The 26,906-nt window shown below is 59.9% G+C and carries 22 protein-coding genes, 1 pseudogene and 1 riboswitch; of the genes and pseudogenes, 15 read left to right on the plus strand and 8 right to left on the minus strand.

The genetic code is table 11. The features are described from left to right. Positions 1-4 precede the first annotated feature (4 nt). From BMS17_RS28435 to BMS17_RS28445, 3 genes are read left to right on the plus strand one after another with little or no spacing between them, the layout of a single operon-like run. Positions 5-1,447, plus strand: coding sequence for a PIG-L deacetylase family protein (locus BMS17_RS28435; RefSeq protein WP_046028448.1), 1,443 nt, complete (start codon positions 5-7; stop codon positions 1,445-1,447). Then, entirely contained in the window at positions 1,444-2,598 is a 1,155-nt protein-coding gene (locus tag BMS17_RS28440; protein ID WP_046028339.1) for a glycosyltransferase family 4 protein, read from the plus strand. The genes BMS17_RS28435 and BMS17_RS28440 overlap by 4 nt, the downstream gene beginning before the upstream one ends. Beyond that, the gene (locus BMS17_RS28445) at positions 2,595-3,479 is read left to right on the plus strand and encodes a glycosyltransferase (RefSeq protein WP_077432356.1); all 885 of its coding nucleotides are present in this window, start codon (positions 2,595-2,597) and stop codon (positions 3,477-3,479) included. Before BMS17_RS28440 ends, BMS17_RS28445 begins: the two co-directional genes overlap by 4 nt. A gap of 160 nt (positions 3,480-3,639) precedes the next feature. Here the strand turns inward: BMS17_RS28445 and BMS17_RS28450 are convergent, their stop codons facing one another. Together BMS17_RS28450 and BMS17_RS28455 are read right to left on the minus strand one after the other, a co-directional pair. Then, positions 3,640-4,863: an acyltransferase gene (locus BMS17_RS28450; RefSeq protein WP_046028341.1), complete on the minus strand. Its 1,224-nt coding sequence runs from the start codon at positions 4,861-4,863 to the stop codon at positions 3,640-3,642. After that, positions 4,863-6,725, minus strand: a complete 1,863-nt coding sequence (locus BMS17_RS28455; protein WP_046028342.1) for a bifunctional O-antigen ligase/aminoglycoside phosphotransferase family protein — start codon at positions 6,723-6,725, stop codon at positions 4,863-4,865. Before BMS17_RS28455 ends, BMS17_RS28450 begins: the two co-directional genes overlap by 1 nt. A 156-nt stretch (positions 6,726-6,881) precedes the next feature. On the opposite strand from BMS17_RS28455, the gene msbA reads away from it, so the two are divergent. Then, complete coding sequence (gene msbA / locus BMS17_RS28460) at positions 6,882-8,684, plus strand: lipid A export permease/ATP-binding protein MsbA (protein WP_046028343.1); 1,803 nt, start codon at positions 6,882-6,884, stop codon at positions 8,682-8,684. 297 nt (positions 8,685-8,981) lie between these two features. Then, positions 8,982-10,403, plus strand: coding sequence for a bifunctional D-glycero-beta-D-manno-heptose-7-phosphate kinase/D-glycero-beta-D-manno-heptose 1-phosphate adenylyltransferase HldE (gene hldE / locus BMS17_RS28465; protein ID WP_046028345.1), 1,422 nt, complete (start codon positions 8,982-8,984; stop codon positions 10,401-10,403). Between the two features lie 37 nt (positions 10,404-10,440). Here the strand turns inward: hldE and BMS17_RS28470 are convergent, their stop codons facing one another. The 4 genes from BMS17_RS28470 to BMS17_RS28485 form a co-directional block, all read right to left on the minus strand. Then, complete coding sequence (locus tag BMS17_RS28470; RefSeq protein ID WP_077432358.1) at positions 10,441-11,409, minus strand: metal ABC transporter ATPase; 969 nt, start codon at positions 11,407-11,409, stop codon at positions 10,441-10,443. A 32-nt stretch (positions 11,410-11,441) separates the two neighbouring features. Next, a complete protein-coding gene (locus BMS17_RS28475; protein ID WP_077432359.1) occupies positions 11,442-12,254 on the minus strand; it encodes an aldo/keto reductase in 813 nt (270 codons plus the stop codon). After that, positions 12,251-13,426, minus strand: a complete 1,176-nt coding sequence (locus BMS17_RS28480; protein WP_046028351.1) for an FAD-binding oxidoreductase — start codon at positions 13,424-13,426, stop codon at positions 12,251-12,253. Before BMS17_RS28480 ends, BMS17_RS28475 begins: the two co-directional genes overlap by 4 nt. A 205-nt stretch (positions 13,427-13,631) precedes the next feature. Next, positions 13,632-13,964 (minus strand): multidrug efflux SMR transporter, encoded by a 333-nt coding sequence (locus tag BMS17_RS28485; RefSeq protein WP_008027887.1) that lies wholly within the window; start codon positions 13,962-13,964, stop codon positions 13,632-13,634. A 103-nt stretch (positions 13,965-14,067) separates the two neighbouring features. Between BMS17_RS28485 and BMS17_RS28490 the strand changes: the two genes are divergently transcribed. Next, entirely contained in the window at positions 14,068-14,964 is an 897-nt protein-coding gene (locus tag BMS17_RS28490; RefSeq protein ID WP_046028353.1) for a LysR family transcriptional regulator, read from the plus strand. Between the two features lie 11 nt (positions 14,965-14,975). After that, positions 14,976-16,253, plus strand: coding sequence for a lipid IV(A) 3-deoxy-D-manno-octulosonic acid transferase (gene waaA / locus BMS17_RS28495; RefSeq protein ID WP_046028355.1), 1,278 nt, complete (start codon positions 14,976-14,978; stop codon positions 16,251-16,253). A 38-nt stretch (positions 16,254-16,291) separates the two neighbouring features. On the opposite strand, the gene BMS17_RS28500 is transcribed toward waaA, so the two are convergent. Beyond that, entirely contained in the window at positions 16,292-17,734 is a 1,443-nt protein-coding gene (locus tag BMS17_RS28500; RefSeq protein WP_046028358.1) for a TolC family outer membrane protein, read from the minus strand. Between the two features lie 193 nt (positions 17,735-17,927). Next, positions 17,928-18,033: riboswitch (TPP riboswitch) on the plus strand. Between the two features lie 163 nt (positions 18,034-18,196). Here BMS17_RS28500 and thiC point away from each other — a divergent pair. After that, positions 18,197-20,086 carry a phosphomethylpyrimidine synthase ThiC gene (thiC, locus tag BMS17_RS28505; protein ID WP_046028360.1) on the plus strand — a complete coding sequence of 630 codons (1,890 nt, stop codon included), beginning with the start codon at positions 18,197-18,199 and terminating at the stop codon, positions 20,084-20,086. A 158-nt stretch (positions 20,087-20,244) separates the two neighbouring features. After that, positions 20,245-21,537, plus strand: a complete 1,293-nt coding sequence (cytX, locus tag BMS17_RS28510; protein WP_046028362.1) for a putative hydroxymethylpyrimidine transporter CytX — start codon at positions 20,245-20,247, stop codon at positions 21,535-21,537. Here cytX and BMS17_RS28515 read toward each other — a convergent pair. After that, complete coding sequence (locus BMS17_RS28515) at positions 21,506-22,252, minus strand: RsiV family protein (protein ID WP_046028364.1); 747 nt, start codon at positions 22,250-22,252, stop codon at positions 21,506-21,508. The two genes, cytX and BMS17_RS28515, sit on opposite strands and share 32 nt — an antisense overlap. Before the next feature lie 228 nt (positions 22,253-22,480). Between BMS17_RS28515 and BMS17_RS28520 the strand changes: the two genes are divergently transcribed. From BMS17_RS28520 to BMS17_RS28545, 6 genes and pseudogenes are all read left to right on the plus strand, one after another. Beyond that, positions 22,481-23,098, plus strand: a complete 618-nt coding sequence (locus BMS17_RS28520; RefSeq protein WP_077432360.1) for an NUDIX domain-containing protein — start codon at positions 22,481-22,483, stop codon at positions 23,096-23,098. After that, positions 23,089-23,541 carry a DUF1249 domain-containing protein gene (locus tag BMS17_RS28525; RefSeq protein WP_046028368.1) on the plus strand — a complete coding sequence of 151 codons (453 nt, stop codon included), beginning with the start codon at positions 23,089-23,091 and terminating at the stop codon, positions 23,539-23,541. The genes BMS17_RS28520 and BMS17_RS28525 overlap by 10 nt, the downstream gene beginning before the upstream one ends. 108 nt (positions 23,542-23,649) lie before the next feature. Then, positions 23,650-24,465 (plus strand): 3',5'-cyclic-AMP phosphodiesterase, encoded by an 816-nt coding sequence (gene cpdA, locus BMS17_RS28530; RefSeq protein WP_077432361.1) that lies wholly within the window; start codon positions 23,650-23,652, stop codon positions 24,463-24,465. Between the two features lie 564 nt (positions 24,466-25,029). Beyond that, on the plus strand, positions 25,030-25,389 hold the full coding sequence (locus BMS17_RS28535; RefSeq protein ID WP_077432362.1) for a transposase: 360 nt from the start codon (positions 25,030-25,032) through the stop codon (positions 25,387-25,389). Between the two features lie 491 nt (positions 25,390-25,880). Beyond that, positions 25,881-26,099: pseudogene (locus BMS17_RS28540) on the plus strand (DUF6124 family protein); the annotation flags it as partial. A 188-nt stretch (positions 26,100-26,287) separates the two neighbouring features. Further along, positions 26,288-26,896, plus strand: a complete 609-nt coding sequence (locus BMS17_RS28545) for a YqiA/YcfP family alpha/beta fold hydrolase (protein ID WP_046028375.1) — start codon at positions 26,288-26,290, stop codon at positions 26,894-26,896. The last annotated feature ends 10 nt before the right edge of the window (positions 26,897-26,906 follow it).

A 26,906-nucleotide genomic window follows, 5' to 3' on the forward strand; every position in this document is an offset into this window, starting at 1 on the left:
AACCATGAGCCGCAAACAGCAACTGCTCAAGCGCCATCGGCGCAACAAACGCATTAGCCTGCTGATCGCGCTGATGCTGTTGATAGCCATCGGCGTGTTGGTGGCCTGGTGGTTGCCGCTGGTGCTCGCCGTCCTGGGCTGGATTGCCCACGAAGCCTGGTTTGCCGATCACTTGTTTTACTCCCCCAAGGACGATTACCAATACAGCTTCCCGGCGTATACCCCGCAACCCAAGGTTCGCCTGGAGGGGGAACGTTTGCGCCTGGATGAAGGCGTCATGCTGGTCGACGATGCCACGCTGGTGTTGGCGCTGCGGATTAAAAGCAGCTGGTTGGGGCGCTTTTTTGACCCGGTGGTGGAACTGTCGGGCGGTGACAACCCGGATCGCCAAACCTTTGAACGCGGCGTAAACGGCTTGCGTTACCTGAACCTCAGCGGTCAGGCGCAAGCGCTGTCGCGCGGTGAATTGCGCCTGCGTGGGCGCCACTGCCGCTTGCTCGGCGAGCCGGTGTTGTGGGCGCTGGAGCAGCCCGACTTCCGCCGTCAACGGGTGATGGTGATTGCGCCTCACGCCGACGACGCCGAACTGGCTGCCTATGGTTTGTACAGTCAAGCCGATGAAGCCTGGATCGTCACCCTGACGGCCGGTGAAATCGAAGCCGGGCACTATCAACAACTGGGCCTGGACAAGGTCGAGGCCGCACGCCTCAAGGGGCGTTTGCGTGCGTGGGACAGTGTCGCCGTCCCGCGTTGGGCAGGCGTCCCTGAAGCACATTGCGTGCAGTTGGGGTATTTCTGTCTGCAACTGGCCGCGATGCAGGCCACCCCGGCGCAACTGGTGGCTTCGCGGGAAGCGGATTTGAGCGATACGCGTCTGTTTCGCCAGTTGAACCCGTTTGCCCTGCCGGGCGATGCCGACGGAGCGCCGACCTGGAACAACTTGTTGGCCGATTTACGCGAACTGCTGCTGCGCGCGCGTCCTGAAGTGATCGTGCTGCCGCATCCGACGCTCGATCCGCACCCTGATCATATCTGCGCCCAGCAGGCCGTCCTCGAGGCGTTGCAAGGGCTCGAATGGCAGCCGACGACACTGCTCGGCTACGCTAATCACCTGCACGACAACGACCGTTGGCCAATGGGCGATGCCGGTCAGGGCGTCACGTTGCCGCCGGCCTTCGAACCGGCCACGCCGATGCAGCCTTGCTGCCTGCCGTTGTCGCTGGAACTTCAGCGCGATAAAGCCATGGCGTTGGGCATGATGCATGACCTGCAACCACCCATGCCGGCCAAGCGCCGACTGCGCCGGTTGATCCAGCGGCTGCTGGCCGGGCGCAAGCCACCGGTCTACGGCGAAAACGAATTCTTTCGCAAGGCTGTTCGGCGTCACGAGCTGTTGTGGATACTCAAGCACACACCAATAAACGTTTCGCAGCGGGGAGAGTTATGAGCCAGCGGTCAAAGGTTCTGCAGTTGCAGCCTGACTACAACGTCAAAGCCCATGATTTTGCCGACCTCGCGGAGCAGATCGTCAAGGCGCTGCCCAGTGATCGCTATGAAGTGACGGCGGCGTTCCTGCGGGGCAAGCCCGGGCCGGGCGAGGCCGTCAGCCGAGCCGACCGTTCGGTGTATTTCGAGTTTTCCGACAAGTCGCTCAAAGGCATGCGTTTGCGGGCGATGTGGACGCTGTACAAGTTTTGCCGCGCGGAAAAATTCGACGTGGTGATCTGCAACCGCTTCAAGCCTGTGAACATGATGCTGGCGCTTAACCGCTGGTTGAAAGTGCCGCTGTGCATCGGCATTTCCCATGGCTTTGGCGAGTACGACCGGTTTTACCGACGCCGCCAGACCCAGCGCCTGATCGATCGTCACTGGCGTTTTGTCGGTGTCTCCCCGGCGGTCAAACAGTACCTGCTGGATTGCGATTGCGGTTTCACCGACCAGAACACGTACGCCATCACCAACGCCATCGACATCGAGCAGGCTGAAGGTTTGCAGCACAGTCGTGAGCGTGCCCGCGAATTGTTGGGCATCGATCCGTCGGTTCGCCTGATTGGCGCGCTGGGGCGCCTGGTGCCGGTCAAGGGCCACATTTATCTGTTGCAGGCGTTTGCCGCGCTTAAGGACAAGTACCCGAACACTCAGTTGGCGATCATTGGTGCCGGCCGCGAAGAGTCTCGCCTGAGTGCCGAAATCGAGCGCCTGGGCCTGAACGGGCGTGCGCACTTGCTGGGCTTCAAGGACATTGCCCTGCAATACATTCGCGCATTCGACATCTGGACCATGCCGTCCCTGGCTGAAGGCCTCGGGCTGGCGCTGCTCGAAGGCATGAGCGGGCATCTTCCGGTGATCGCCTCCAACGTGCCCGCCATGCTGCCGCTGATCGAAGGCGCTGGCGGGTTGGCGATTACACCCAAGGACGTGCCAAGCCTGGTCGCGGCGCTGGACAATTACCTCGGGCTGGCGGATGACGAACTCAAGGCCAAGGGCGAGCAGGCCTACCGTTATCTCCAGGAACAACATGACATCGAGGTGTTCCGTCAGGAATACCTGAACCTGATCGAATCCGGCCTGGAACAGGCCCGCAAGGAACAACCATGAGCGCCGCGCAACCTCTCGTCACGGTCATCATCGCGTCGTACAACCACGCTCGCTACATCGAGGAAAGCATTCTCAGCGTCCTCAACCAGACCTATAAGAACATCGAATTGCTGGTGGTCGACGACGGTTCCAAAGACGACAGCGTCGAACGCATCAAGGTGTTGCAGGCGCAATATGGATTCGATTTTCGGGTTCAGGAGAATCAGGGGCTGACCAACACGCTCAACGGCGCCATTGCTCGCTCCAGCGGCAGTCTGATCGTGCCGTTTGGTTCCGACGACATCATGCTGCCGGAACGCATCGCCACCCAGGTCGCGCACATGGATGGCAAGCCCGAGGTCGGCATCTGCGCCGGCAATATCGAGCTGATCGACGCCGACGGCAATCTGTACCCGGAGAAGCGTCAGCGCCGTGACGTGCCGTTCCGTCGCCTGGACTTCGATGACATGTTTCTGGAGCGTAAACCTTATCCACCTGCCCCGACCCTGATGATCCGCCGGGAAGCGCTGGACAAGGTGGGCGGGTTCGATCCGACCATTCGCCTGGAAGACCTGCTGATCGAACTGAAGGTGACCCACGCCGGTTACTTTATCGATGGTCTGAATGTGCTGATGGCGCGCTATCGCAAGCACGCCACCAACTCCTACAAGAACCATCGCTTCATGATCGACAGCATCTTGCGTACCTACGCGCTGTTCAGCGATCACCCGCTGTATGACGAGGTTCGCTACAAGTTTCTCAGCTCGATGTTCCTCAAGACCGCCAACCGTGATCGCAAACTGGCCCGCGAACTGCTGGCGCAGATCCCGTTAAAGGCCTGGAACAAGAAGACCTGGCGTGGTCTGGGGCGACTGTATTTCTCGCCACTGGAAAAAGACTGATCCAGCGCGCCCTACGTAGCAGCTGGCGAAGCCTGCGTCCGGCTGCGAAGCAGTCGTAAAATCAGAACACACGGTGTATCAGGCATACCTTGCTGCCGGGTTGACGACTGCTGCGCAGCCGGACGCAGGCTTCGCCAGCTGCTACAGAACGCCAGGCGCGTCAGCTTTCGCCGGCGATCTTCTCTGTCAGGCTCTTCTTGGCCTCTTTGCCTTGGCGCAGCCACTGCAATACCTTCCTGCCCGCCGTTATGCCCGGTTTCTCGATATACAGGAACGTCAGGCTGCTGATGATGATCAGCAGGCAACTGCACAGGGCCAGCAGTGGGAGAAAGGTCCAGAGGTCGCCGGCGTTTAGCCCAAGCATTGGCGGCAGGCGCTGGATCAACACCCACAGCACATAGCCGTGCAGCAAATAGGTGCTGTAGCTGATTTCGCCGAGCCAGCGGATGCTGCGCGGTTTCAACGCACCGAACAGGGTGTTCCCAGACGCCACAATCACAAAGAACAACGACATGAGCAGCAGTGGCCTCAGGCTGAAAGCACGGTTGAATGCCGTGAAGGCAATCACCAATGCCAGCAGTGCGATAATCCCCGCCATTCGCGATTGAGCCCAAGCCACCAGTTGCGGTCGACGAATCCAGTACGCAGCGCCGATGCCGCCGAGAAAACTCGCCAGAAAGTGTTTTTTCAGCGAGTGCTCCAGGCCGACCACTTCATACAGGGCGTAAATGCCGATCAGGCACAACACCACTTGCAACCTGCTGCCCCGGTAGATGAACACCATGGCGGCAAGGGGCAGTGCCAGATAGAAAAACACCTCATAGCCCAAGGTCCAGGTGACGTTGGAGATCAGCATGCCGGTTTGGTAGTACTGGTTGACGTCCGGCCGGTCGAAGGTCAGCCAGGCCAGGACCTGGCCGGCGAAGCGGAGGCCAGAGTCCTTGAGTTCCCAGTTTTGCAGGTAGAACACCGAGACAAACACGATCAGCATCAGCGGCAAGTACAACGGGTAAAGGCGAAACAGCCTCGATACCGCGAAGGCCAGCCAGTCGTGTTGACGCCCCTGGGTGAGCAATCGGTTCCAGAACAGGAAGCCGGTGATCATGAAAAATAGCGCGACACTGCCCTGGCCCAGCTGCGAGTACAAATTGCTCGGCGGAAAATCAATCACGCCCGTGCGCAGGAAGATCAAGGTAATGATCGCGTGGTGCACGAACACGCCGAACGCCAGATAACCGCGTAACCCATCAATGCTGGCATAGCGGCTTTCACCGGAATGTTCGATGTGCCGGGCGATTTTCGGAACGGCGCGCAACAACAGGGCGGCGGTCACAATGGCCAACAAATAAGCGGCCAGCGCGATGAGTGGGTTGGTTTCAGTCATCAAAGAGCCCGAGCCGGGGCATTCCCGGCCAGCACTTGCCTGTGCAGGTTATCAACAGCGGACTTCGAGGCCGTCATGGCGTAGCCCTGAAGCAGGGCTTCGAAGTGTTCTTCAAACAGCCAGCGCCTGTCCACCGTGTAGCGCTGCATATGGCGCAGGTTTCGCTGGCGCAGGGCAAGGCTCAGTGAAGAAGGGTAAATGCGCAAGTCGGCCACATCGATCAAGCCGAACTCGCCATCTTCAAGCACCAGCACATTACCCAGATGCAACGAGCGAAAATAGACGCCTTGCTCGTGCAATTGAGCCATGAACTTGCCAAAACGCTGCACCAGCGCCTGGCGCACCGCCGGAGCGGTTATGCCTTGCAAGACCTGACGCAGTGTATTGCCCGGCAGTGGCGAATAATGCACAGCACTGCTGCCGTCCGGGAGGCGATAAAGGTGAAGAATTGGCGGCGTCGGGATCCCCATGCTGCGCAGTTGCTGGCTGTTGACGGCAAAACGTTCGGAGTAGGGGTTGAAACTGCCGGAGGTGTACCAGCGACGACCGCGAAACAGCTTGAGGAAGCTGCCATCGAGCAGGCGCAAGACTTTGGGGCCCAGGCCATCTTCTTCGATGACCTGCGCATTGGCGGTCAACTGTTGCCGGGCCGCCGGCGTCAGCGTCTTGATGGGCATCGTCAGCAAGCGTCTGGCGCGTTGATTGACACTCAGTGCGACGATTAGCGCCAGCGGAATCCACAGCAGGAACCAGTGCTCCTTGGGCCGCGAAATAATGCCGCCGCCCTCGGTCAGGCCAGCACCAATACCAAATATCAACCAGGTAGAAGCGATGATAAACAGGGGCTGCAGGCGATTGCGCCAACTGCTTAACAGGCTCCAGGCATGGAAAAACAACCACGGCAGCAGGCCAACAACACCCACGTAATAGAGCACGCCCAGGACAAAGCTGTGGGGTTCCTGAAAGTTGTAGCCGACGCCGGGGTCGATCGACAGTTGGGCGTTATAGCCATGACCGATCCAGGGGTGATCAGCAATTTTCTGTACGGCCAACTGCCAGATTTCGAAGCGGTAAGAGTCGCCCCTTTCGATGATCATTCGCAAAAACAGCACATAAACCGTGACGCCGCTGGCAGCCAACGCCCCCAACAATGCGACCGAGCGGCGGTTCCAGCAAATGAAGCTGAGCCAGAGTGCTGCCATCGTCAGCGCAACCAGGGGCGTCCTGGAGCCGGTGGCAATCACCGCGGCAAACATGATTGCCATCGCCGGGAGGCTCAGCCAGAGCATTCGGCGACGCTTGCAGAGCATGCTGATGCTCAGCCAGTAGGCGGCGTAAAAGCCATACATGTGAGAGCTCAGAAGCGGGTTATCGAACGCGCCGCCACCGATCAAACGCATGCCAGGCTCGTACACGCGAGCGAACATGAACAGGTCGTGGGCGGTGCCGATCAGTCCGACCAACGCAGCGGCGAACAGCAGGGGTTGAATGATTTCGCTGCGATAGCGCACCAGCAAGTAGCAACCAGTGAACAGCAGCAGGGTATGCAAAGGTGGTTTGAATTGTCCGCTGATGTCTTCCTTGTCCGGCCCCCAGCACAAACTCAGCAATGCCCAGGCTGCGAACGTCAGCACGGCGATGAAAATCGGGTCGCGGACCAATTCCTTGAGTTCGCGGGGGCGCAGGCACAGGGCAATCAGCGCTGGAATGCTGAAAAGGCCATAAAAAAGTTTGTGGTGCACACTTCGACCTGGCAGGAAGAAGAGTGCGCACAGCAGCAAGAGATAGCCGAGTGGAAGAATCCAGAGGCAAATGAAATCGAAGACTCGATTTGACACACTATTGAAACCGCTTAGTTGCATGCTGGGAGATTCAATCCTGAAGTTGATCGGCCATTTCGGGGTGATGGCTATTTGATGCTTAATCCGACGCGTAACAATAACAGCCTTTATGCGATTGCCAGAACCCTGAAGAAGCTGTGCTAAAGTCTGCGTCCTTTTTATCGACAAACGCGTGATATGACCGACTCCAGTCTCTCCGCAAGCCCATCGAGCTTGAAAATCTACTTCCGTTTGCTCGGCTATGTCCGGCCGTACATCAGTTTGTTTCTGATCAGCATCGTCGGCTTTTTGATTTTCGCTTCGACCCAGCCAATGCTCGGCTACATCCTCAAGTACTTTGTCGATGGCCTGTCCAATCCCGAGGCGGCGCTGTTTCCAACCGTGCCTTACCTGCGCGACCTGCAATTGTTGCAGGCTGTGCCACTGCTGATCATTCTGATCGCCGCGTGGCAGGGGTTGGGATCTTATCTGGGCAATTACTTTCTGGCCAAGGTTTCCCTCGGCCTGGTTCATGACTTGCGGGTGCAACTGTTCAACAACCTGCTGGTTTTGCCCAACCGGTACTTCGACAAGCATAACTCGGGGCATCTGATTTCGCGTATCACCTTCAACGTCACGATGGTCACCGGGGCGGCCACAGATGCGATCAAGGTCGTAATCCGTGAAGGCATGACCGTGATCTTCCTGTTTGCCTCGCTGCTGTTCATGAACTGGCGCCTGACGCTGGTGATGATTGCCATCCTGCCGCTGATCGCCATCATGGTGCGTACGGCGAGCAAGAAATTCCGCAAGCAGAGCAAGAAGATTCAGGTGGCCATGGGTGACGTGACCCACGTGGCGTCCGAAACCATCCAGGGTTATCGCGTGGTGCGCAGCTTTGGTGGTGAAGTCTACGAAGAGAAGCGCTTCTTTGCCGCCAGTCAGGGCAACACCGACAAGCAACTGCGCATGACACGTACAGGCGCCATTTACACGCCGTTGCTGCAATTGGTGATTTACAGCGCCATGGCGGTGTTGATGTTCCTGGTGCTGTTCCTGCGCGGCGATGCATCGGCCGGTGACATGGTTGCCTACATCACCCTGGCCGGCCTGTTGCCTAAACCGATCCGCCAGTTGTCCGAAGTCAGTTCGACCATCCAGAAAGGTGTGGCGGGTGCCGAGAGTATTTTCGAACAGCTGGATGTCGAGCCTGAAGTCGATAACGGTACCGTCGAGCGCGACGCCGTCAGCGGTCGTCTGGACGTGCGCAATCTGAGCTTCACCTACCCGGACACCGATCGCCAGGTGCTCGATGACATCAGTTTCTCGGTCGAGCCTGGGCAAATGGTGGCACTGGTCGGGCGCTCGGGCAGCGGAAAATCGACCCTGGCCAACCTGATTCCGCGCTTCTACCACCACGATAAGGGCGAGATCCTGATCGATGGGGTTGAGGTGGAACAGTACAAACTGCTGAACCTGCGCAAACACATCGCCCAGGTGACCCAGCATGTGACGTTGTTCAGTGACACCGTGGCCAACAACATTGCTTACGGCGATCTGGCTGGAGCGCCTCGTGAGGCGATCGAGAAAGCCGCGAAAGATGCTTACGCAATGGACTTCATCGCGCAGTTGCCCCAAGGCCTGGACACTCAGGTTGGCGAGAACGGCGTGCTGCTCTCCGGCGGCCAGCGTCAACGCCTGGCCATTGCACGGGCCCTGCTGAAGAACGCCCCGTTGTTGATTCTCGACGAAGCCACCTCGGCGCTCGACACTGAATCCGAGCGGCATATTCAGGCCGCGCTGGATCAAGTGATGAAGGGCCGGACCACGCTGGTGATTGCTCACCGCCTGTCAACTATCGAAAAGGCCGACCTGATTCTCGTTATGGATCAGGGCCGGATCGTCGAGCGCGGCACCCATACCGAGCTTCTGGCGCACAACGGTTACTACGCCCGCCTGAATGCCATGGGCCTTGACGCCCCGGCTGAAGACATCGCCTGACGCTTGCTCACCGGGCGCGCAACGCGCCCGGTGATTTGTATCCAGACTTCTCCCCCCTCGATCAATCCCCGGCGAGTGCGCTGCCTTTGTTTGATCCGGGCGTGAAACCCTCCCGTAATTCGCAAGATCGACCGCAGAAACAGAATTTGCGGGCGCCTGCTTGGCAGTTCTTGGTATTTTCTGCTCAATAAATGAACAAATTCCCCCGTCAAATCATCCCGTTGCAGCCGTCGCGCAAGCCAACGCCAACCCTGTGGTAATATCGCGCCCCTGTTCATTTTGTATGTGGGTTGCTCCATGAAGTTGTCCATGCCGCGATTCGATCAAGCCCCTGTCTTGGTGGTCGGCGATGTCATGCTCGACCGTTACTGGCATGGTGGTACCTCACGGATTTCCCCTGAGGCACCCGTACCGGTGGTCAAGGTCGAGCAAATCGAGGACCGCCCGGGCGGTGCCGCCAACGTTGCGTTGAACATTGCCGCGCTCGGTGCTCCGGCCTCGCTGGTCGGCGTGACCGGCGACGACGAAGCGGCCGACAGCCTTGCCAATAGCCTCAAGGGTGCGGGCGTTCGGGCGATGTTCCAGCGTATTGCGCACCAGCCGACCATCGTCAAGCTGCGGGTCATGAGCCGTCACCAGCAACTGCTGCGTATCGACTTTGAAGAACCCTTCGCCACCGACGCGTTGGCACTGGGCGAGCAGGTCGATGATTTGCTCGAAGGCATCAAGGTGCTGGTGCTGTCCGACTATGGCAAAGGCGCGCTGAAAAACCATCAGGTGCTGATCCAGGCTGCCCGTGCCCGTGGCATTCCGGTGCTGGCGGATCCCAAGGGCAAGGATTTCTCGATCTACCGTGGCGCAAGCCTGATCACTCCGAACCTCAGCGAGTTCGAAACCATTGTTGGCGGTTGCGCCGATGAGCACGAACTGGTGAGCAAGGGCGCGCAGTTGATGCACGACCTGGACCTCGGCGCCTTGCTGGTAACCCGTGGCGAACACGGCATGACCTTGCTGCGCCCCGATCATCCGGCGCTGCACTTGCCAGCCCGTGCCCGTGAAGTGTTCGACGTGACCGGTGCCGGCGATACCGTGATTTCTACCCTGGCGGCGGCCATTGCCGCGGGTGAAGAACTGCCTCACGCGGTAGCCCTGGCCAACCTGGCGGCGGGCATCGTGGTCGGCAAGCTCGGTACGGCGGCGATCAGCGCCCCGGAGCTGCGTCGCGCCATCCAGCGTGAAGAAGGTTCGGAGCGCGGTGTACTGGGCCTTGAGCAGCTTTTGCTGGCGGTCGACGATGCGCGCGCGCACAAAGAGAAGATCGTCTTCACCAATGGCTGCTTCGACATTCTGCATGCCGGCCACGTGACCTACCTTGAACAGGCGCGGGCCCAGGGTGATCGCCTGATCGTTGCCGTCAACGACGATGCCTCGGTCAGCCGTCTCAAAGGGCCAGGCCGTCCGATCAACAGCGTCGACCGTCGCATGGCGGTATTGGCCGGTTTGGGCGCGGTGGATTGGGTAATCAGCTTCGCGGAAGGCACCCCGGAAAACCTGCTGCGCGAGGTCAAGCCGGACGTGCTGGTCAAGGGCGGCGATTACGGGATCGACCAGGTGGTCGGCGCGGACATCGTCACTGCTTACGGCGGCACCGTGAAAGTGCTGGGGCTGGTGGAAAACAGCTCGACCACGGCGATTGTCGAGAAGATCCGCAATAACTGACCCGGCATGATCGTTCCCACGCAGAGCGTGGGAACGATCAAGGGCTGACTTTTTTACGCGGCACGATTTTCCTCAGTAATTGCTTTGCCTTCCCACGCAACCGCGCCAAACCTGAATCTTTCCCCGGCGGGCTCAAGCCCTGTTGCCGCACCCAATCCTTCCAGCGAATTCGCTCATCGCGCACCAGCCAGCCTTCCTGCCGGGCAAAACTCTCTGCCAGGTACAACCCGCGAGTGCTCGCCGGGTACAACTGATCTTTCTTCAAGGTATACAACTCGGCCATCGGCTGACCGTCCTGCAAAGGCATCAGGTACAAGTCGGGGCGCTTGCGATCGAGGCGGGCCACCAGTTGATCGCCTTCCAGCCGCTCATCGACATGAAACAGGCTCAGGGACTTGGCTTCCTTGGGCACGTCCAGGCGCAAGTCATAGATCAATTGCAGCGACGCGGTAGGCAGATGCACGTAAGCCCGCGGCCGTTCAATCAATTGAAGATTGGCGCAGCGCACGGGCCGCGCCGAGCCGGACAACGGCGTCAGGCTGAACGGCAGGGCCTCGCGGTAATGCAGGGCCGTAGCGTAGGGTGCCGGCAGCCAGGTGTTGTTGAAGCGTCCGCCGAGCCAGCCTTCGGGCGTTTCCAGCAGGCACTCTTCGGCAATTTCCTGGATCGCCGTGTGCAGCGGCAAGTTCAGCTCATGGGCCGGAACGTACCCGGAGATCAGCTTGAGCACCACGTCGCCACGGTCTTGCCGACGCTGACGCACCAGCACCCAGTAATCGCGATTCTGCCAATGCAGGGTCAGGCGCACCGAGACCCCGAGGTTGGCCAGTTCCAGCGCAAACCGCTCGGTACTGGCCACCGTCACGGGACGGCGACGTTGCAGGGTCTGGGAGAAATTGAGCGGCATCCCGACGCTCTGATAGCTCAAGCCTTCGGGAGTCGCTTCGACGTACAACGGCAGGGTCTTGAAGTTGCTCGGGTTCTTTCTAATGAGCGTACGCGGCATGTCGGCTCCTGCTTAAGGCCGCGTGGGCGGCATCAGTTTCTACGGAGGACCTGGGCAACGGTCGCAACGTTGTGGGCGAGGTGCAGCGGATTAATGGTCCCGACAATAGCACTGGCTACACCGGGATGTTCAAACAACAACTCGAAGCTGGCGCGCACCGGGTCCACGCCTGGACTGAGGCACACATGACCGCTGGCGAGGGCTTTTTTGACCAGAATGGCTTTGCCGTGAGCAGCAGCATAGTCAATGACGGGCTTCTCGTTCTGCTCGTTCAGATTGTAGGTGACCATGGCGCAATCACCTTGCTCCAGAGCCTTCAAACCACCGGCGACGGTTTTACCGGAAAAACCGAAACCGCGAATTTTACCTTCGGCCTTCAGCACGGCGAGGGTCGCATAAACCTCACTGTCATTGAGGATCGACAGATCGTTACCGTCTGAGTGCACCAGCACCAGGTCGATAAAGTCCGTTTCCAGGCGTTGCAGGCTGCGCTCTACGGACAGTCGAGTGTGGGCAGCGCTGAAATCATGGCTCGACTGGCCGTCACAAAACTCTTCGCCGACCTTGCTGACAATCACCCAGTCTTGACGCTGGCCGCGCAACAGCGGGCCAAGGCGTTCTTCGCTGCGGCCATAGGCCGGGGCGGTGTCGATCAGGTTGATGCCCATGTCACGGGCGAGCTTGAGCAGGCTGCGTGCATCGTCATCGTCGGGGATCTGGAAGCCGTTGGGGTACTTCACGCCCTGGTCGCGGCCGAGTTTGACGGTGCCCAGGCCCAGTGGCGAAACCAGCAGGCCGGTGCTGCCCAGTGGGCGATGCAGGTCGTGCAGGGTCGGTTGGCTCATGGCAGCAGTTGCTCCCAGGCCGGCACGCCCATCGGCGGTTTTGGCAGTGGCGGCAGCGGGGCGGTCTGGCTTGGCTGGATGCCGTCACGCGTCAGGCTGGCGATGACCCGGTCGGCGAAGTCTGGCGCCAACGCCAGTTTGGTTGGCCAGCCCACCAGCAGCCGACCTTGTTCGGCGACAAACGCGTTGTCGGGGCGAGTGAGCCCCGATTGCAGCGGCTCGGCGCGGTCCACGCGCAAGGTGGCCCATTGCGCTGTGCTCAGGTCGATCCATGGCAGCAACTGACCGAGCTCATGCTGGGCCGTGGCGATTTGCTCGGCGGGTTCGCGGGCAACGCCTTCGGCTTCGGCAATGTCACCACCCATGTACCAGACCCACTGACCATCGGCCGCCGGGTGAGTGGTCACGGTCAGGCGCGGCTTGGTGCCGCCGCCCAGGCAATGGGCGTACAGCGGTTTGAGACCCGGGCCTTTGGCGATGATCATGTGCAGCGGCCGTCGCTGCATGGCGGGTTGGCTCAGCCCCAGTGCTTCCAGCAACGCCGCGGTGCCGGCACCGGCGCTGAGGACGATGCGTTGTGCACGAATCTCGCGGCCGTCCACTTTCAAGCCGACCAGCACGCCACCTTCAAGCAGCGGTTCGATGGTCTGCCCGGCGAGCAGGCCATCACCGGCCAGATCGGCCAGGCGCTGAATCAGGCTGGGCACATCGACCACCAATTCGGCCAGGCGATAGACCTTGCCCTTGAAGCGTTTGTCTTGCAGGGCCGGTGGCAATTGATCGCCCTTGACCTGATCGACGCGGCCACGCACGGCCTTGCTGGCGAAGAAACTGGTGAGGTTGCCGGCGATCGTTCCGGGGGACCAGAGGTAGTGGGCGTGGGACAACAGGCGCACGCCGGACAGGTCCAGTTCGCCATCGCCCGCCAGCGCTTCACGCCAGCGACGCGGCATGTCGGCAATCGCCTCCGACGCCCCGGTCAGGGCGCCATGCAACGCGTACTTGGCGCCGCCGTGGATGATGCCCTGGGACTTCACACTCTGCCCGCCGCCGAGGCTGGCGCTTTCCACCAGCACGGTCGAAAAACCCTGGCGGCGCAGGCGCGCATTCAGCCAGAGGCCGGCGACACCAGCGCCGACAATCAGAACGTCGGTGGAAATAACGGATGGCATGCGGCGACCTCAGTGTTCAAGACGAGGTCGCAGTATACAGATTCATGCCAAGCGCTATGTAGCAGCTGCCGAAGGCTGCATTCGAGCCGGGGTCGCGCTCGACCGAAGTCCTCGCCTTCGATCTGTCTGAATTGTCTATTGTCAGTTTTTACGACTGCTTCGCAATCGGACGCAGCCTTCGGCAGCTGCTACACAAAGTGGTGTATCAGTGGCCGGCGGTTTTGGAGAACAGTTGGATGACAACGACACCCAGCACAATCAGCGCCATCCCCAGCATCGCCGGCACATCCAGCTTCTGTCCGTAGATAAACAGTGCCGCGACGCTGACCATCACGATGCCCATGCCGGCCCATACCGCGTAAGCGACGCCCACCGGCACGCTGCGCACCACCAGGGTCAGCATCCAGAAGGCGATGCCGTAGCCGACGATTACCAGTATCAGTGGCAGTGGGGTGCTGAAGCCTTTGACGGCTTTCATCGAAACGGTCGCGATCACTTCGGCGCAGATGGCGATGGCCAGGTAGTAGTAAGCGGTCATGGGTGCATCCTCGTGTGAAGTGTTGCTTGCTATGGTCGGCATTTTAGAGGCTGCTGAGATGCGGTAAAGTCATTACCTATCTGCCACGAAGATGGGTTGGCCTATGCAATGGAATCTTGAGCAACTGCAACTGTTTGTCAGCGTAGCGGAGCAGCGTTCGTTTTCTGCCGTGGCGCGTCTTCAGCGCAGGGCGCAGTCGGCGGTCAGCAGTTCTATTGCGTTGCTGGAAGAAGACCTGGGTGTCAGCCTGTTCGACCGCAGCAGTGGCCGTCAGCCGAAACTCACCGAGGCCGGCAATGCCCTGTTGGAAGAGGCGCGGGAAGTGTTGCGTCAGTGTGAGCGCCTCAATGGCCGTGCGCTGGCCATGATGCGCGGCCAGGAAGCGCGTCTGCGGGTGGCCCAGGATGAGGCCATGCCCTATCAGCCGATCATCGAAAGCTTTGAAGCCCTGGCCGAAAAATTTCCCAGCCTTGAAGTGCAACTGACCAGCGCTGCCCAGGGCGATGTGGCGCGCAAACTGGTGGAGCGTCGGGCCGATCTGGGTTTGCTGTTTTATCACGACCAGATCCCCGAAGCCCTTGAACGACGGGTGCTGGGCAGCGTTGAGATGGTCACGGTGTGCGGCGTCGGGCACCCACTCGCCAAACAGGCTCAAGCCGATTGCCAGGCGCTGGCGCAGCATCGACAGCTGTTGATGTCCACACAGTCCAGCGTCTATCCCGGCAGTGAACCGGCCAGTCCGCAAGTCTGGCGCGCCGACAGCTTCTACGTGATGGCCGAATGGCTGGTGCGCGGTCTCGGTTGGGCGTGGTTGCCACGGCATGTGGTGCAGTACCCGGCGTATCAGGGCCTGATGGTTGAACTGGTCAGCGAATGGACACCGCCGGCGCTGGTGGTGGAACTGGTTTGGCGTCGCGATGAGCCGCTCGGGCCGGCGGCGCGTTGGCTAGCGGAACGTTTTGCCGTGCACTTGCAGACGATCGGCGAGAAAAGCCGATAAACTCCGCCGCCATGAATAGAACTCTCTACACCGCGCTGTTTTATCTGGGGCTGCCACTGGTAGCAATTCGGCTGTGGCTGCGAGCGCGTAAGGCGCCAGCGTACGCCAAGCGCATTGGCGAGCGCTTTTCCATCGGACTGCCAGTGATGAAGCCGGGTGGTATCTGGGTGCACGCGGTGTCGGTGGGCGAAAGCATCGCCGCGGCGCCGATGATTCGCGCCCTGTTGCAACGTTATCCACAGTTGCCCATTACCGTGACCTGCATGACCCCGACCGGGTCCGAGCGCATCCAGGCCTTGTTCGCCAATGAGCCGCGCATCCAGCACTGCTATTTGCCTTACGACTTGCCCTGCGCCGCCGCGCGCTTTCTTGATCGGGTCCGGCCTACGCTGGCAGTGATCATGGAGACCGAACTCTGGCCCAACCACATTCACCAATGTGCCAAACGCAATATTCCCGTGGCATTGGCCAATGCGCGACTGTCTGAACGCTCAGCCAAGGGCTATGGCCGTTTCAGCAAACTGACCCAACCGATGCTCGCCGAGATGAGCCTGTTCGCGGTACAGACCGAGGCCGAAGCCCAGCGCTTTCGCGAGTTGGGCGCCCGCCCGGACACCGTGGAAGTTACTGGCTCGATCAAGTTCGACCTGACCATCGACCCACAATTGCTGCAACGTGCCGTCGAGCTACGCACGCAATGGCAGGCCCAGGAACGACCGGTATGGATTGCCGCCAGTACCCATGAAGGCGAAGACGAGGTGGTCCTTGCGGCTCATCGTCAGCTGTTGACCAATCATCCCGATGCCTTGCTGATATTGGTACCGCGCCACCCGGAGCGTTTCAACGCGGTGTTCGACCTGTGTCAGCAACAGGGCTTTACAGCGCTGCGTCGCTCCAGCGGCGAGCCGGTGACCTCGGCGTCATCGGTGCTGGTGGGAGACACCATGGGCGAGTTGCTGTTTCTCTACGCCTTGGCCGACAGTGCTTTTGTGGGCGGCAGTCTCGTGCCGAATGGCGGGCATAATCTGCTGGAGCCAGCAGCACTGGCCAAACCTGTCCTGAGTGGCCCGCACCTGTTCAACTTCCTCGAAATCGCCGCGCAATTGCGCAGTGCCGGGGCGTTGCAGGAGGTGGAGGATGCTGAAGGTCTGGCGCTGGCGGTGCAGCGGCTGTTCGAGTTGCCGCGCGATGCGCAGCGGATGGCAGAGGCGGGGTTGAAAGTGATGCGCACCAATCAAGGCGCGTTGCAGCGTTTGCTGGATGGGTTGGGGCGTTTGATCGGCCGTTAATGTGTCGCGAGGGGGGGCATGCCCCCTCGCCGCAAGTATTACTGGGTGGGCGGTCGTGACTTGAGTTGCTCTTCCGCGGCCTTGGCCAGGTCGGGCGGCAAGAAATCCTTGTCGGGGTTGTAGTCAGCCTTGAGGAAGCGTTTCAAGTCTTCCAGATCCCCCGGGTTCAGCGTGCCGGCCTGCTGCTTCAAGCGCAGGTTGTCGAGGATGTAGTCGTAGCGGGTGTTGTTGTAGTCGCGCACCGAGGTGTATAGCGAGCGCTGCGCGTCCAGTACGTCGACGATGTTGCGTGTCCCCACCTGATAACCGATCTCGGTCGCTTCCACCGCACTCTGGTTGGAGATGATCGACTGCTTGCGCGCCTGTACCTGCTCAACGTCAGTATTCACCGCGCGATGCAGGTCGCGGGTGCTTTCGACGATTTGCCGACGCAAGGATTCGCGTTGCTGCTCGGTCTGGTCCAGCTGTGAGTACGATTGACGCACTTGCGAGGTGATCAGGCCGCCGCTGTAGATCGGGATGCTCAGTTGCAGTCCCACTGTCGTTTGCTCGACGTCGCCACCGTAGGCCTGGGGAAGGTTGTTCGGGTTGCTGAACCCCAGCGCGTCGTTGTCGCCTTTTTCATATTTCGCTACGGCGTCGAGGGTCGGTAAGTGACCGGACTTGCGCTGCTTGAGGGTTTCTTCGGCGGCACTGACGGCGTAGTTGCTGGCCAGCAAATTCAGGTTCTGCCGAGCCGCCGTTTCGACCCAGGCTTTGGCGTCGTTCGGCACCGGCGGCAGGATCGGCAGTTTATGGCTGATGCCCCAGATCGAGTTGTACTGACGGTTGGTCAGGGTGACCAGCGCTTCAAACGCGTCATCCACCTGACGCTGTGCAACGATTCGGTTGGCGCGTGCAGTGTCGTAGCTGGCTTGTGAGTTCAGCACGTCGGTCTTGTCCGACAGGCCAACGTCAAAACGCTCGTTGGACTGGTCGAGCTGGCGTTTGAACGCCGCTTCTTCTGCCTTGGTCGACGCCAGGTTGTCCTGTGTGCGCAACACATTGAAGTAGTTTTCAGCGGTTTGCAGGATCAGGTTTTGCTCGGTGGCCGAGAGTTGCAGGGCGGCCTGTTCATTGACTTCCTTGGCTGCCTGGAACTGGAACCAGCGATCGGCACGAAACAGCGGCTGTGCCAGGGTGGCCTGATACGAGCGTGCATTGCGGTTGGCCGTCGACGAAGGCTGATCGATTGCCGTGCGCACATTGGCAACGTCGGCGCCGCCCGAGAGGTTGGGCAGCAAGCCGGCACGCGCCTGGGGCACGACTTCTTTCTGGGCACCGTATTGAGCGATGGCCGCCGCAAGGTCGGCGTTGTTGTTCTTCGCTTCCTGGTAGACGCTGACCAGGTCGTTCCTGGTCGATAAGGGCGCTTCTGCTGCCCAGGCCATTCCATAAGACGCACAAGACACGGCAAGGGCCAGTGAAAGTTTGCGCAGCATAGGCGTTCCCTAGAATTAATATTACATAAGTAATTTGAGCGCCGAGTCTGAGGCGCGGCTCGTACCACGTCAATGCATGGCTCGGCGTAGCGAGTGTAGTTGTGCACGAGGGCGGCAACAATCCTGTATGCGCCATTCATCACGGTGTTTGCAGCGGTGTTGGCGTTCTTTGCCGGTTGTGTCTAGACTGGCCGGGTTCTTGTCGGGGTGCCTTGCTATGAGGCTGAGATCGAATAATTTCGGATCCCGTTGAACCTGATCAGGTTAGCGCCTGCGTAGGGAACAAGATTTCTCGTCCCCCGGCGAGTCCTCTTGTGCTTCGTCCGGGATGTTGTTCGACAATCGAACACCCCTCGAGCACTGAGCACAGCACAGCTGGTTTCCCCAGCGCACGTGCGTCCATTCGTTTACAGGTTCGCTCCGACAAAAATCCACTGCCTGGATGTGTTCGGAGAGCCCGTGATGACGATAAAACCAAAAAACATAACGAACCTGAGTGATTCGGCCCAAGTCGATCAACAATCGGTTCAGCCGTTTACCCGCTCGCAAAAAATCTATGTCCAGGGCTCTCGTCCGGACATCCTCGTACCGATGCGCGAAATCAGCCTTGATGTGACCCCGACGGACTTCGGCGGCGAGATCAACGCGCCGGTGGTTGTGTACGACACCTCGGGCCCGTACACCGACCCCAACGTCATCATCGACGTGCGCAAAGGCTTGGCCGATGTGCGCTCGCCATGGATCGAGTCCCGTGGCGACACCGAGCGCCTGGCGGGCCTGAGCTCCAACTTCGGTCAGGAACGCCTCGCCGATGCCGAGCTGACCAAGCTGCGTTTTGCTCACGTCAACAACCCGCGCCGCGCCAAGGCTGGCGCCAACGTCAGCCAGATGCACTACGCCCGTAAAGGCATCATCACCGCCGAGATGGAATACGTCGCCATCCGCGAAAACATGAAGCTGGAAGTGGCCCGCGCTGCCGGCCTGCTGGACCAGCAACACGCCGGCCACAGCTTCGGTGCCAGCGTGCCAAAAATCATCACCCCCGAATTCGTCCGTGACGAAATCGCCCGTGGTCGCGCGATCATTCCGGCCAACATCAACCACACCGAACTGGAACCGATGATCATCGGCCGTAACTTCCTGGTGAAGATCAACGGCAACATCGGCAACAGCGCGCTGGGTTCGTCCATCGAAGAAGAAGTGGCGAAACTGACCTGGGGCATTCGCTGGGGTTCGGACACGGTCATGGACTTGTCCACCGGCAAACACATTCACGAAACCCGCGAGTGGATCATCCGTAACTCGCCGGTGCCGATCGGTACCGTTCCGATCTATCAGGCCCTGGAAAAAGTCGGCGGCGCTGCCGAAGACCTGACCTGGGAGCTGTTCCGCGACACGCTGATCGAACAGGCCGAGCAGGGCGTTGACTACTTCACCATCCACGCCGGCGTGTTGCTGCGCTATGTGCCGCTGACCGCCAAGCGCGTGACCGGTATCGTTTCCCGTGGCGGTTCGATCATGGCCAAGTGGTGCCTGGCGCACCACAAGGAAAACTTCCTCTACACCCATTTCGAAGACATCTGCGAAATCATGAAGGCTTACGACGTCAGCTTCTCGCTGGGCGATGGCCTGCGTCCGGGCTCGATTGCCGACGCCAACGACGCCGCGCAATTCGGAGAGCTGGAAACCCTGGGCGAGCTGACCAAAATCGCCTGGAAGCACGACGTGCAGTGCATGATCGAAGGCCCGGGCCACGTGCCGATGCAGTTGATCAAAGAGAACATGGACAAGCAGCTGGAATGCTGCGACGAGGCGCCGTTCTACACCCTCGGCCCGCTGACCACCGACATTGCACCAGGCTATGACCACATCACTTCGGGTATCGGTGCGGCGATGATCGGCTGGTTCGGTTGCGCGATGCTGTGCTACGTCACGCCGAAGGAACACCTGGGCCTGCCGAACAAGGATGACGTGAAGACCGGGATCATCACCTACAAGATCGCCGCGCATGCCGCCGATCTGGCGAAGGGGCATCCGGGCGCACAGATCCGCGACAATGCCTTGAGCAAGGCGCGTTTCGAATTCCGCTGGGAAGACCAGTTCAATCTGGGCCTTGATCCAGACACTGCCCGTTCGTATCACGATGAAACCCTGCCGAAGGATTCGGCCAAGGTCGCGCACTTCTGCTCCATGTGCGGGCCGAAATTCTGCTCGATGAAGATCACTCAGGAAGTCCGCGAATACGCGGCCAACCAGCGGATCGACACCGTTGATGCCGACGTCGCCCAGGGATTGGCGGATCAGGCTGAGCGGTTCAAGCAGGAAGGCAGTCAGCTGTACAAGAAGGTTTGATCTGACTGGCAGTGCCGGTCTCTCAAGGCTGGCGCTGTTTTTTTGTAGGAGCAAGGCTTGCCCGCGATGGCGTCCTCGAGATCGCCATCGCGGGCAAGCCTTGCTCCTACAGGTTCGATGGTCAACACAACAACAAATGTCCCTCTGAGATAACACCCTTGAGCATTCAACCCAGTACCTATTCTCCCGATATCGCCGTGCCGACCGACAAGCGTGTCTTCGGCGGGCGCGATCTGTTTTCCCTGTGGTTCTCCCTCGGCATTGGCCTGATGGTGCTCCAGACCGGTGCGCTGCTGGCGCCAGGCCTGGGCCTGTCCGGTTCGTTACTGGCCATCTTCCTCGGCACGCTGGTCGGCGTTCTGCTGCTGGCTGCGGTCGGCGTGATCGGCAGCGACACGGGCCTGTCGTCCATGGCCGCGCTCAAACTCAGCCTCGGCAAACGTGGCGCGAGCCTGCCGGCCGTGCTGAATCTGCTGCAACTGATCGGTTGGGGCTCGTTCGAAATCATCGTCATGCGCGACGCCGCCAGCCTGTTGGGTGCGCGGGCGTTCAGCGAAGGCAGCCTGCTGTCGAATCCACTGCTCTGGACTTTGTTCTTCGGCGCCTTGGCGACCTTGCTGGCGGTCAGCGGGCCACTCACATTCGTACGGCAAATCCTGCGCAAGTGGGGCATCTGGCTGTTGCTGGCGGCGTGCATCTGGCTGACCTGGAACCTGTTCGCCAAAGCCGATCTGGCCGCTTTGTGGGCGCAGGCCGGCGATGGTTCGATGCCGTTCGCCGTGGGCTTCGACATTGCGATCGCGATGCCGCTGTCGTGGCTACCGCTGATTGCCGACTACTCGCGTTTCGGCAAGCGTGCGAAAAACGTGTTCGGTGGCACGGCCATTGGCTTCTTTATTGGTAATTTCTGGCTGATGAGCCTGGGCGTGGCTTACACCCTGGCGTTCGCGCCGAGTGGTGAAGTGAATGCCTTGCTGTTGGCGTTGGCCGGTGCCGGCCTGGGTATTCCGCTGCTGCTTATCCTGTTGGACGAGTCGGAAAACGCCTTCGCCGATATTCACTCGGCGGCCGTTTCCAGCGGGATTCTGTTGCGCTTGAAAGTCGAGCATCTGGCGCTGGCCATCGGCGTGATCTGCACGCTGATCGCCTGCCTGGCGCCACTGGCCCAGTACCAGAATTTCCTGCTGTTGATCGGTTCGGTGTTTGCGCCGCTGTTCGGCGTGGTGTTGGTGGATCACTTCATCCTGCGCAAACGCAGTGCCCAAGTCGCGTCAGCCGCATTGCGCTGGCCGGCGTTGCTCGCCTGGCTGGGCGGGGTGAGCACCTATCATTTGCTGGCCAATCTGTATCCGGACATCGGCGCAACCCTGCCGTCATTGATTCTGGCAGGGCTACTGCAACTGGTATTGGGCCGAGCCTTCAGTTACGGCCGGGAAACAGCTCGGGCTTGATGATGCCGTTCAGGCGTGGGTAAGGGATCTTCAGTTCGATATGGCCCAGCGCGTAAGGCGCAATGGTGCTGGTTTCGTACTTGAGGATCACCCCGCCGTAGGTCAGCGCCACGTTCTGGGTTTTCTGGAACGGCCAGCTCTTCACGAACTCTGGTTCCTGATCGAGCTTGGTGCTGATCAACCAGCTGTTATGCGCGACTTGTGCCGCCTTCCAGAACGCCTCTTCCTGACCCGGAACCAGCATGTCCGACAGCGTCAGCACTTTGTGCTGCTGGCGTGAATAGTTGATAAAGCTGCGGCCCGGCGTGCCATGCGCGCCGCCGGTGTCCAGGTAGCTGGAAAACTCGACGATCACCAAGCCGTCATGCTGCTCACGTACCTTGGCTTGCAAATAGCTGCTGGTGCGCGGGCTGGCCGTGCGCAAAAACTCATCGCGATAGGCTGCCAGCGTCGGTGCCACCGGGGCGTCCGGTGAGGTGCGCGTCAATAGCAGCAAGCGTTTTTCGACGATGCCGTCCAATTGCGGTTCGGCGGGAAAGTGCACGGTATCGATGTTCACCAGCGGGCAATCGGGGGTAGTGCAACCCGGTTTCAGGGTTTCGGCGGCATCGCGGGTCGTTTCCAGCGGCGCCCGGTAGTTGGGCTGAAACAGACTCTGGCAGGCGCCCAGCGTCAGGGCGATTGCGGCCACGGAGGCGATTTTAAAAAGCGACATGGGCGTCCTTTGTAAAACAGGGGAAGGCAAAAAGTTATCCGCTTCGACTATCAACGAAGCAGTCAGTTCGCCACTAAGCTAATTAGAGTTGGTTTCGCCCTCACCGTCTATCCCGCTGACGGGAAAGGGGCTGCATCAAATGTCGCGGGCGCGTTAGGATGGCGCGAAGTCGAGGTTGCAAGTCACAAAAAGGAACCTCGTAACGGATTTGCAGTAAAGAGGATTGTCATGACTGATTTTGCCAACGCCATTCCGACCGCCGTGGATATCGTGCGGCGCGAAAAATGCTACGAAGGCTTTTATAAGCTCGACCGTGTGCATTTGCGCCACGAACTGTTCGCCGGTGGCATGAGTCGCGAAATCGATCGTGAAGTGTTTGTTCGCCACGATGCGGTATGCGTACTGCCGTACGATCCGCAGCGCGACGAAGTGGTGCTGATCGAGCAGTTTCGCGTCGGCGCCATGGGCAAGACCGACAACCCGTGGCTGATCGAACTGGTCGCTGGTCTGATCGATAAGGAAGAAGTGCCGGAAGAAGTTGCTCACCGTGAGGGGCAGGAGGAAGCTGGGCTTGTGTTCGGGGCGCTCTGGCCGATGCTCAAATATTTCCCGTCGCCGGGCGGCAGTAACGAGTTTGTGCACCTGTTCCTGGGGCGCTGCGAAACCACCGGGGTTGGCGGCCTGCATGGGCTGGAGGAAGAAGCTGAAGATATCCGCGTCACGGTCTGGGCGTTCGAAGATGCCTTGCAGGCCGTGCGTGACGGACGAATTGCCAACGCGGCCAGCATCATTGCCTTGCAATGGTTAGCTTTAAACCGCGCTGAAGTGAGGGGGTTATGGTCGTAAACAAGCTGCGCGATCGTTATCGGGTGGACCTTGCGGGGCTGCAAGCTTCCTGCGAGGCCAACTACGCACGCTTGATGCGACTGTTGCCAGACATGCGCGACGAGCCGGCGGCGCGGCGCATTGCCGTGACTCACGGTGAACAGATGCTCGGCGTGCTGGCGCTGGAAGTGGTGCAGGTCTGTCCGTACACCACGACCCTGCAAGTGCGCCAGGAACACAGCCTGCCCTGGCTGCCGGTACCGCAACTGGAAGTGCAGGTCTATCACGACGCCTGCATGGCCGAAGTCGTCAGCGCCGAGCATGCCCGGCGATTTCGTGGTGTCTATCCTTACCCGAACGCCTCGATGCATCAGCCGGACGAAAAAGCCCAATTGAACATGTTCTTGGGGGAGTGGCTCAGCCATTGTCTGGCCTGCGGGCACGAGTACGCGGTTGTGCGTTGAGCGCCCTAGTTGTGAACTGCGTCCGGTTCACGGGTTTCCTCTTTTGATCGTCCCCCAGCATAATTGCGGCACCTATCCACACCCGTGATTCAGCCCTGGGAGAACGCCTTGCCGAGCGTATCCACATTGACCACCGCCGATCCGGCGTTGCTGGTGCAACTCTCCGACAGCCATTTGTTCGCCGAAGCGGACGGGACGTTGCTGGGCATGAACACCCGGGACAGCCTGCAAAAAGTGATCGAATTGGTGCAGCTTCAGCAGCCGCATATCGACTTGATCATTGCCAGTGGCGATCTCTCCCAGGACGGAACGCTGGAGTCTTATCAGCTATTTCGCGACCTGACACGGCAACTCGACGCCCCGGCGCGCTGGATTCCCGGCAATCACGATGAACCGATGATCATGGCCGAGGCCGCAGTGCAGAGCGCATTGCTTGAGCCGGTGGTGGACGTCGCCAATTGGCGGGTCACGCTGCTGGATTCCGCCGTGCCGGGTTCAGTGCCGGGCTATTTGCAGGATGAGCAGTTGCAGTTGCTGGCTCGATCACTGAGTGAGGCGCCGGATCGGCATCATCTGGTCTGCTTCCACCATCATCCGGTGTCGATCGGATGTGCCTGGATGGAGCCGATCGGGTTGCGCAACCCTGAGGCGTTGTTTGCGGTGCTCGATCGTTTTCCGCAGGTGCGGGCGGTTTTGTGGGGGCATGTGCATCAAGAGATCGATCAGCTGCGTAAGGGCGTTCGCCTGATTGCCTCGCCGTCGACCTGCATTCAGTTCGAGCCGGGCAGCGATGATTTCAAGGTCGGGGAGCAGGCGCCGGGGTATCGCTGGTTGCGGTTGTTGCCCGATGGGCGGATCGAAACCGGTGTCGAACGGGTCACCGGGTTTGATTTTCAGGTTGATTACGGCTCCAACGGCTACTGAGTTTTTGGGTGCATATCCGTTGCTGCGGTAACGGCGGCTTAGGGTTTTTTTCAAACGCCAAAAAAAAGTAAGCAAAAAAAGGCTCGCCCCGAGCGTCCGGCCCCTCGCTGGGGCTCGGCGTTCCTTCGCTCCGGTATCCCTCCGGGGACACTGCCCTCCGGTCGGCTTCGCTTCGACCTACATGCAGCGTGTTCGACTGCGTCGAACGGCGCTGCGCGCCACTCCCCGGATGAACACCTCCACTCAGCCTCCCGAAGGGGCGGGTGGATCAAGATCAAGGGCTGCAGGCGAGCTAACGCTCGGCCTGATGAGTGGTGAGAAGCGGCCGGTTTACTCATTCCCTGTAGGAGCATGGCTTGCCAGCGATGGCGGCCTGACAGCCGACCGATATCTTGCTGATGTACACCAATCCCCTGTGGGAGCTGGCTTGCCAGCGATGGCGGCCTGACAGCCGACCGATATCTTGCTGATGTACACCAATCCCCTGTGGGAGCTGGCTTGAACTGGCCTAATAATTTCGGACACCTCTTAAGGGCGATATGATTTCGCCAACTTGGAGGCTCCATGAACGAAAGAAAGGTCTATACGCGCGAGTTCAAGCTTCATGCTGCCAGCATGGTGCTTGATGATAACTGCCCGGTTTCAGATGTTTGTGCATCGCTGGATATCGGGCCCACCGCTTTACGGCGCTGGGTCGATCAGGTTCGTAAGGAACGTGAAGGGCAGCCAGTCANCTGGGATAATGCGCCGACAGAACGCTTTTTCGGCACGCTCAAGTCAGAGTGGGTGCCTCGTGGCGGTTACAGCCTGATCGAGGAAGCCAAAACCGATATCGTGCGCTTCTTCATGTACTACAACCGCACCAGACTCCATAGCTATAACGACTACCTGTCGCCAATAGCCATGGAGCAAAAAGCGGCATAAACACCGTAATCGGTGTCCGAGATTACTTGACCAGTTCAGCTTGCCAGCGATGGCGGCCTGACAGCCGACCAATTTCTAGCCGATGTACATCATTCCCTGTAGGAGCGAGCCTGTTCGCGAAGGCGGGCTCACTGGCGGCGCTGTTTAATGGTCAGCAAAAATTTCAGAACCTTCCCGCGATATTTTCAGGTTGTCCGTCGGACGTGGCATCTCTGACCTTTGGTCTGTCGCTGACACATTCAGCGATCGGGCTTCGCGGTCCGTTTTCTCAGGCATAATCGCCCCCGCCTAACGACAGCGCTTTTGGCTGTCTGTCGTTTCGTGTCATGGCGGCTGTGCGCGGGATACCTTCGGGTATGCCGAGTTGCCAGAGGGTCGGTCCGCGAACCTGCGTACAGCTGCCACCCAAATTGCTTCGCGGTAATTTGTAAGTGGCTCCACTCTTCCTCTGGAGTACGGCTATGTTCAAACCAACTCCCAATCCCCCCACCCGCAAACCCAGCACGATGTACATGATCGTCCCCGACATGGACACGGAAAGTCTTTTGGCCCATTCCTGTGAATCACTGGCTTCGGCGAGTGTGATGGCCAGCGATTTTGCGGCGCGTCTGCTTGGGCCTGACCGGCATACGGCGATGGCAATTCAGCAGCTGGTCATGCTGGCCGAACTGGCGGTGAATCGGGCGCTGGATAACGTCGATCCGACGTAACTGTTGGACCGAGTCATCGTTCTTCGCGAGCAGGTTCCCACAGGGGATTTGTCTACGACGCCAATCCATTGTGGAAGCGGTCTTGCTCGCGAAGGCGTCAGTACAAACACCTCGAATCCCGAGGATATCCCCGATCCCCCCATCTCCCTGTAAACTGCGCCTCTTTACCCGACGCACAGGGAGCTCAAATGTCCGGTTCGATCCTTTATATCCACGGTTTCAACAGCGCGCCGGCCTCAAAAAAGGCTACGCAGTTGATGCAAGTGATGGACCGGCTGGGCTTGAGCGATCAACTGCGTGTCCCGGCCTTGCACCACCACCCACGCGAAGCCATCGGTCAGCTGGAGCAGGCGATTGAAGAGCTGGGGCGGCCACTGCTGGTCGGCAGCTCACTCGGCGGCTACTATGCCACTCACTTGGCCGAGCGCCATGGCCTCAAGGCTTTGCTGATCAACCCTGCCGTCAGTCCGCACCGGATGTTCGACGGGTTCCTGGGAACGCAGAAAAACCTGTATACCGATGAGACTTGGGAAATGACCCACGACCACGTGACGGCCCTGGCCGAGCTGGAAGTGCCGGCGCCCCAAGACCCGCAGCGGTATCAGGTGTGGTTGCAGACCGGCGACGAAACGCTGGACTATCGCCTGGCCCAGCAGTATTACCGAGCCTGTGCCTTGCGCATTCAGGCCGGCGGCGACCATAGTTTCCAGGGCTTTGCCGCACAACTGCCGGCAATGTTGAGTTTTGCCGGTATCGGCGCAGATTTGTATCAGGCGATCGATTTCACAGCACTGTGAACCGTCGCCT

This window comes from Pseudomonas sp. C9 (genome assembly GCF_002000165.1).
In the GTDB taxonomy this organism is placed as follows: domain Bacteria; phylum Pseudomonadota; class Gammaproteobacteria; order Pseudomonadales; family Pseudomonadaceae; genus Aquipseudomonas.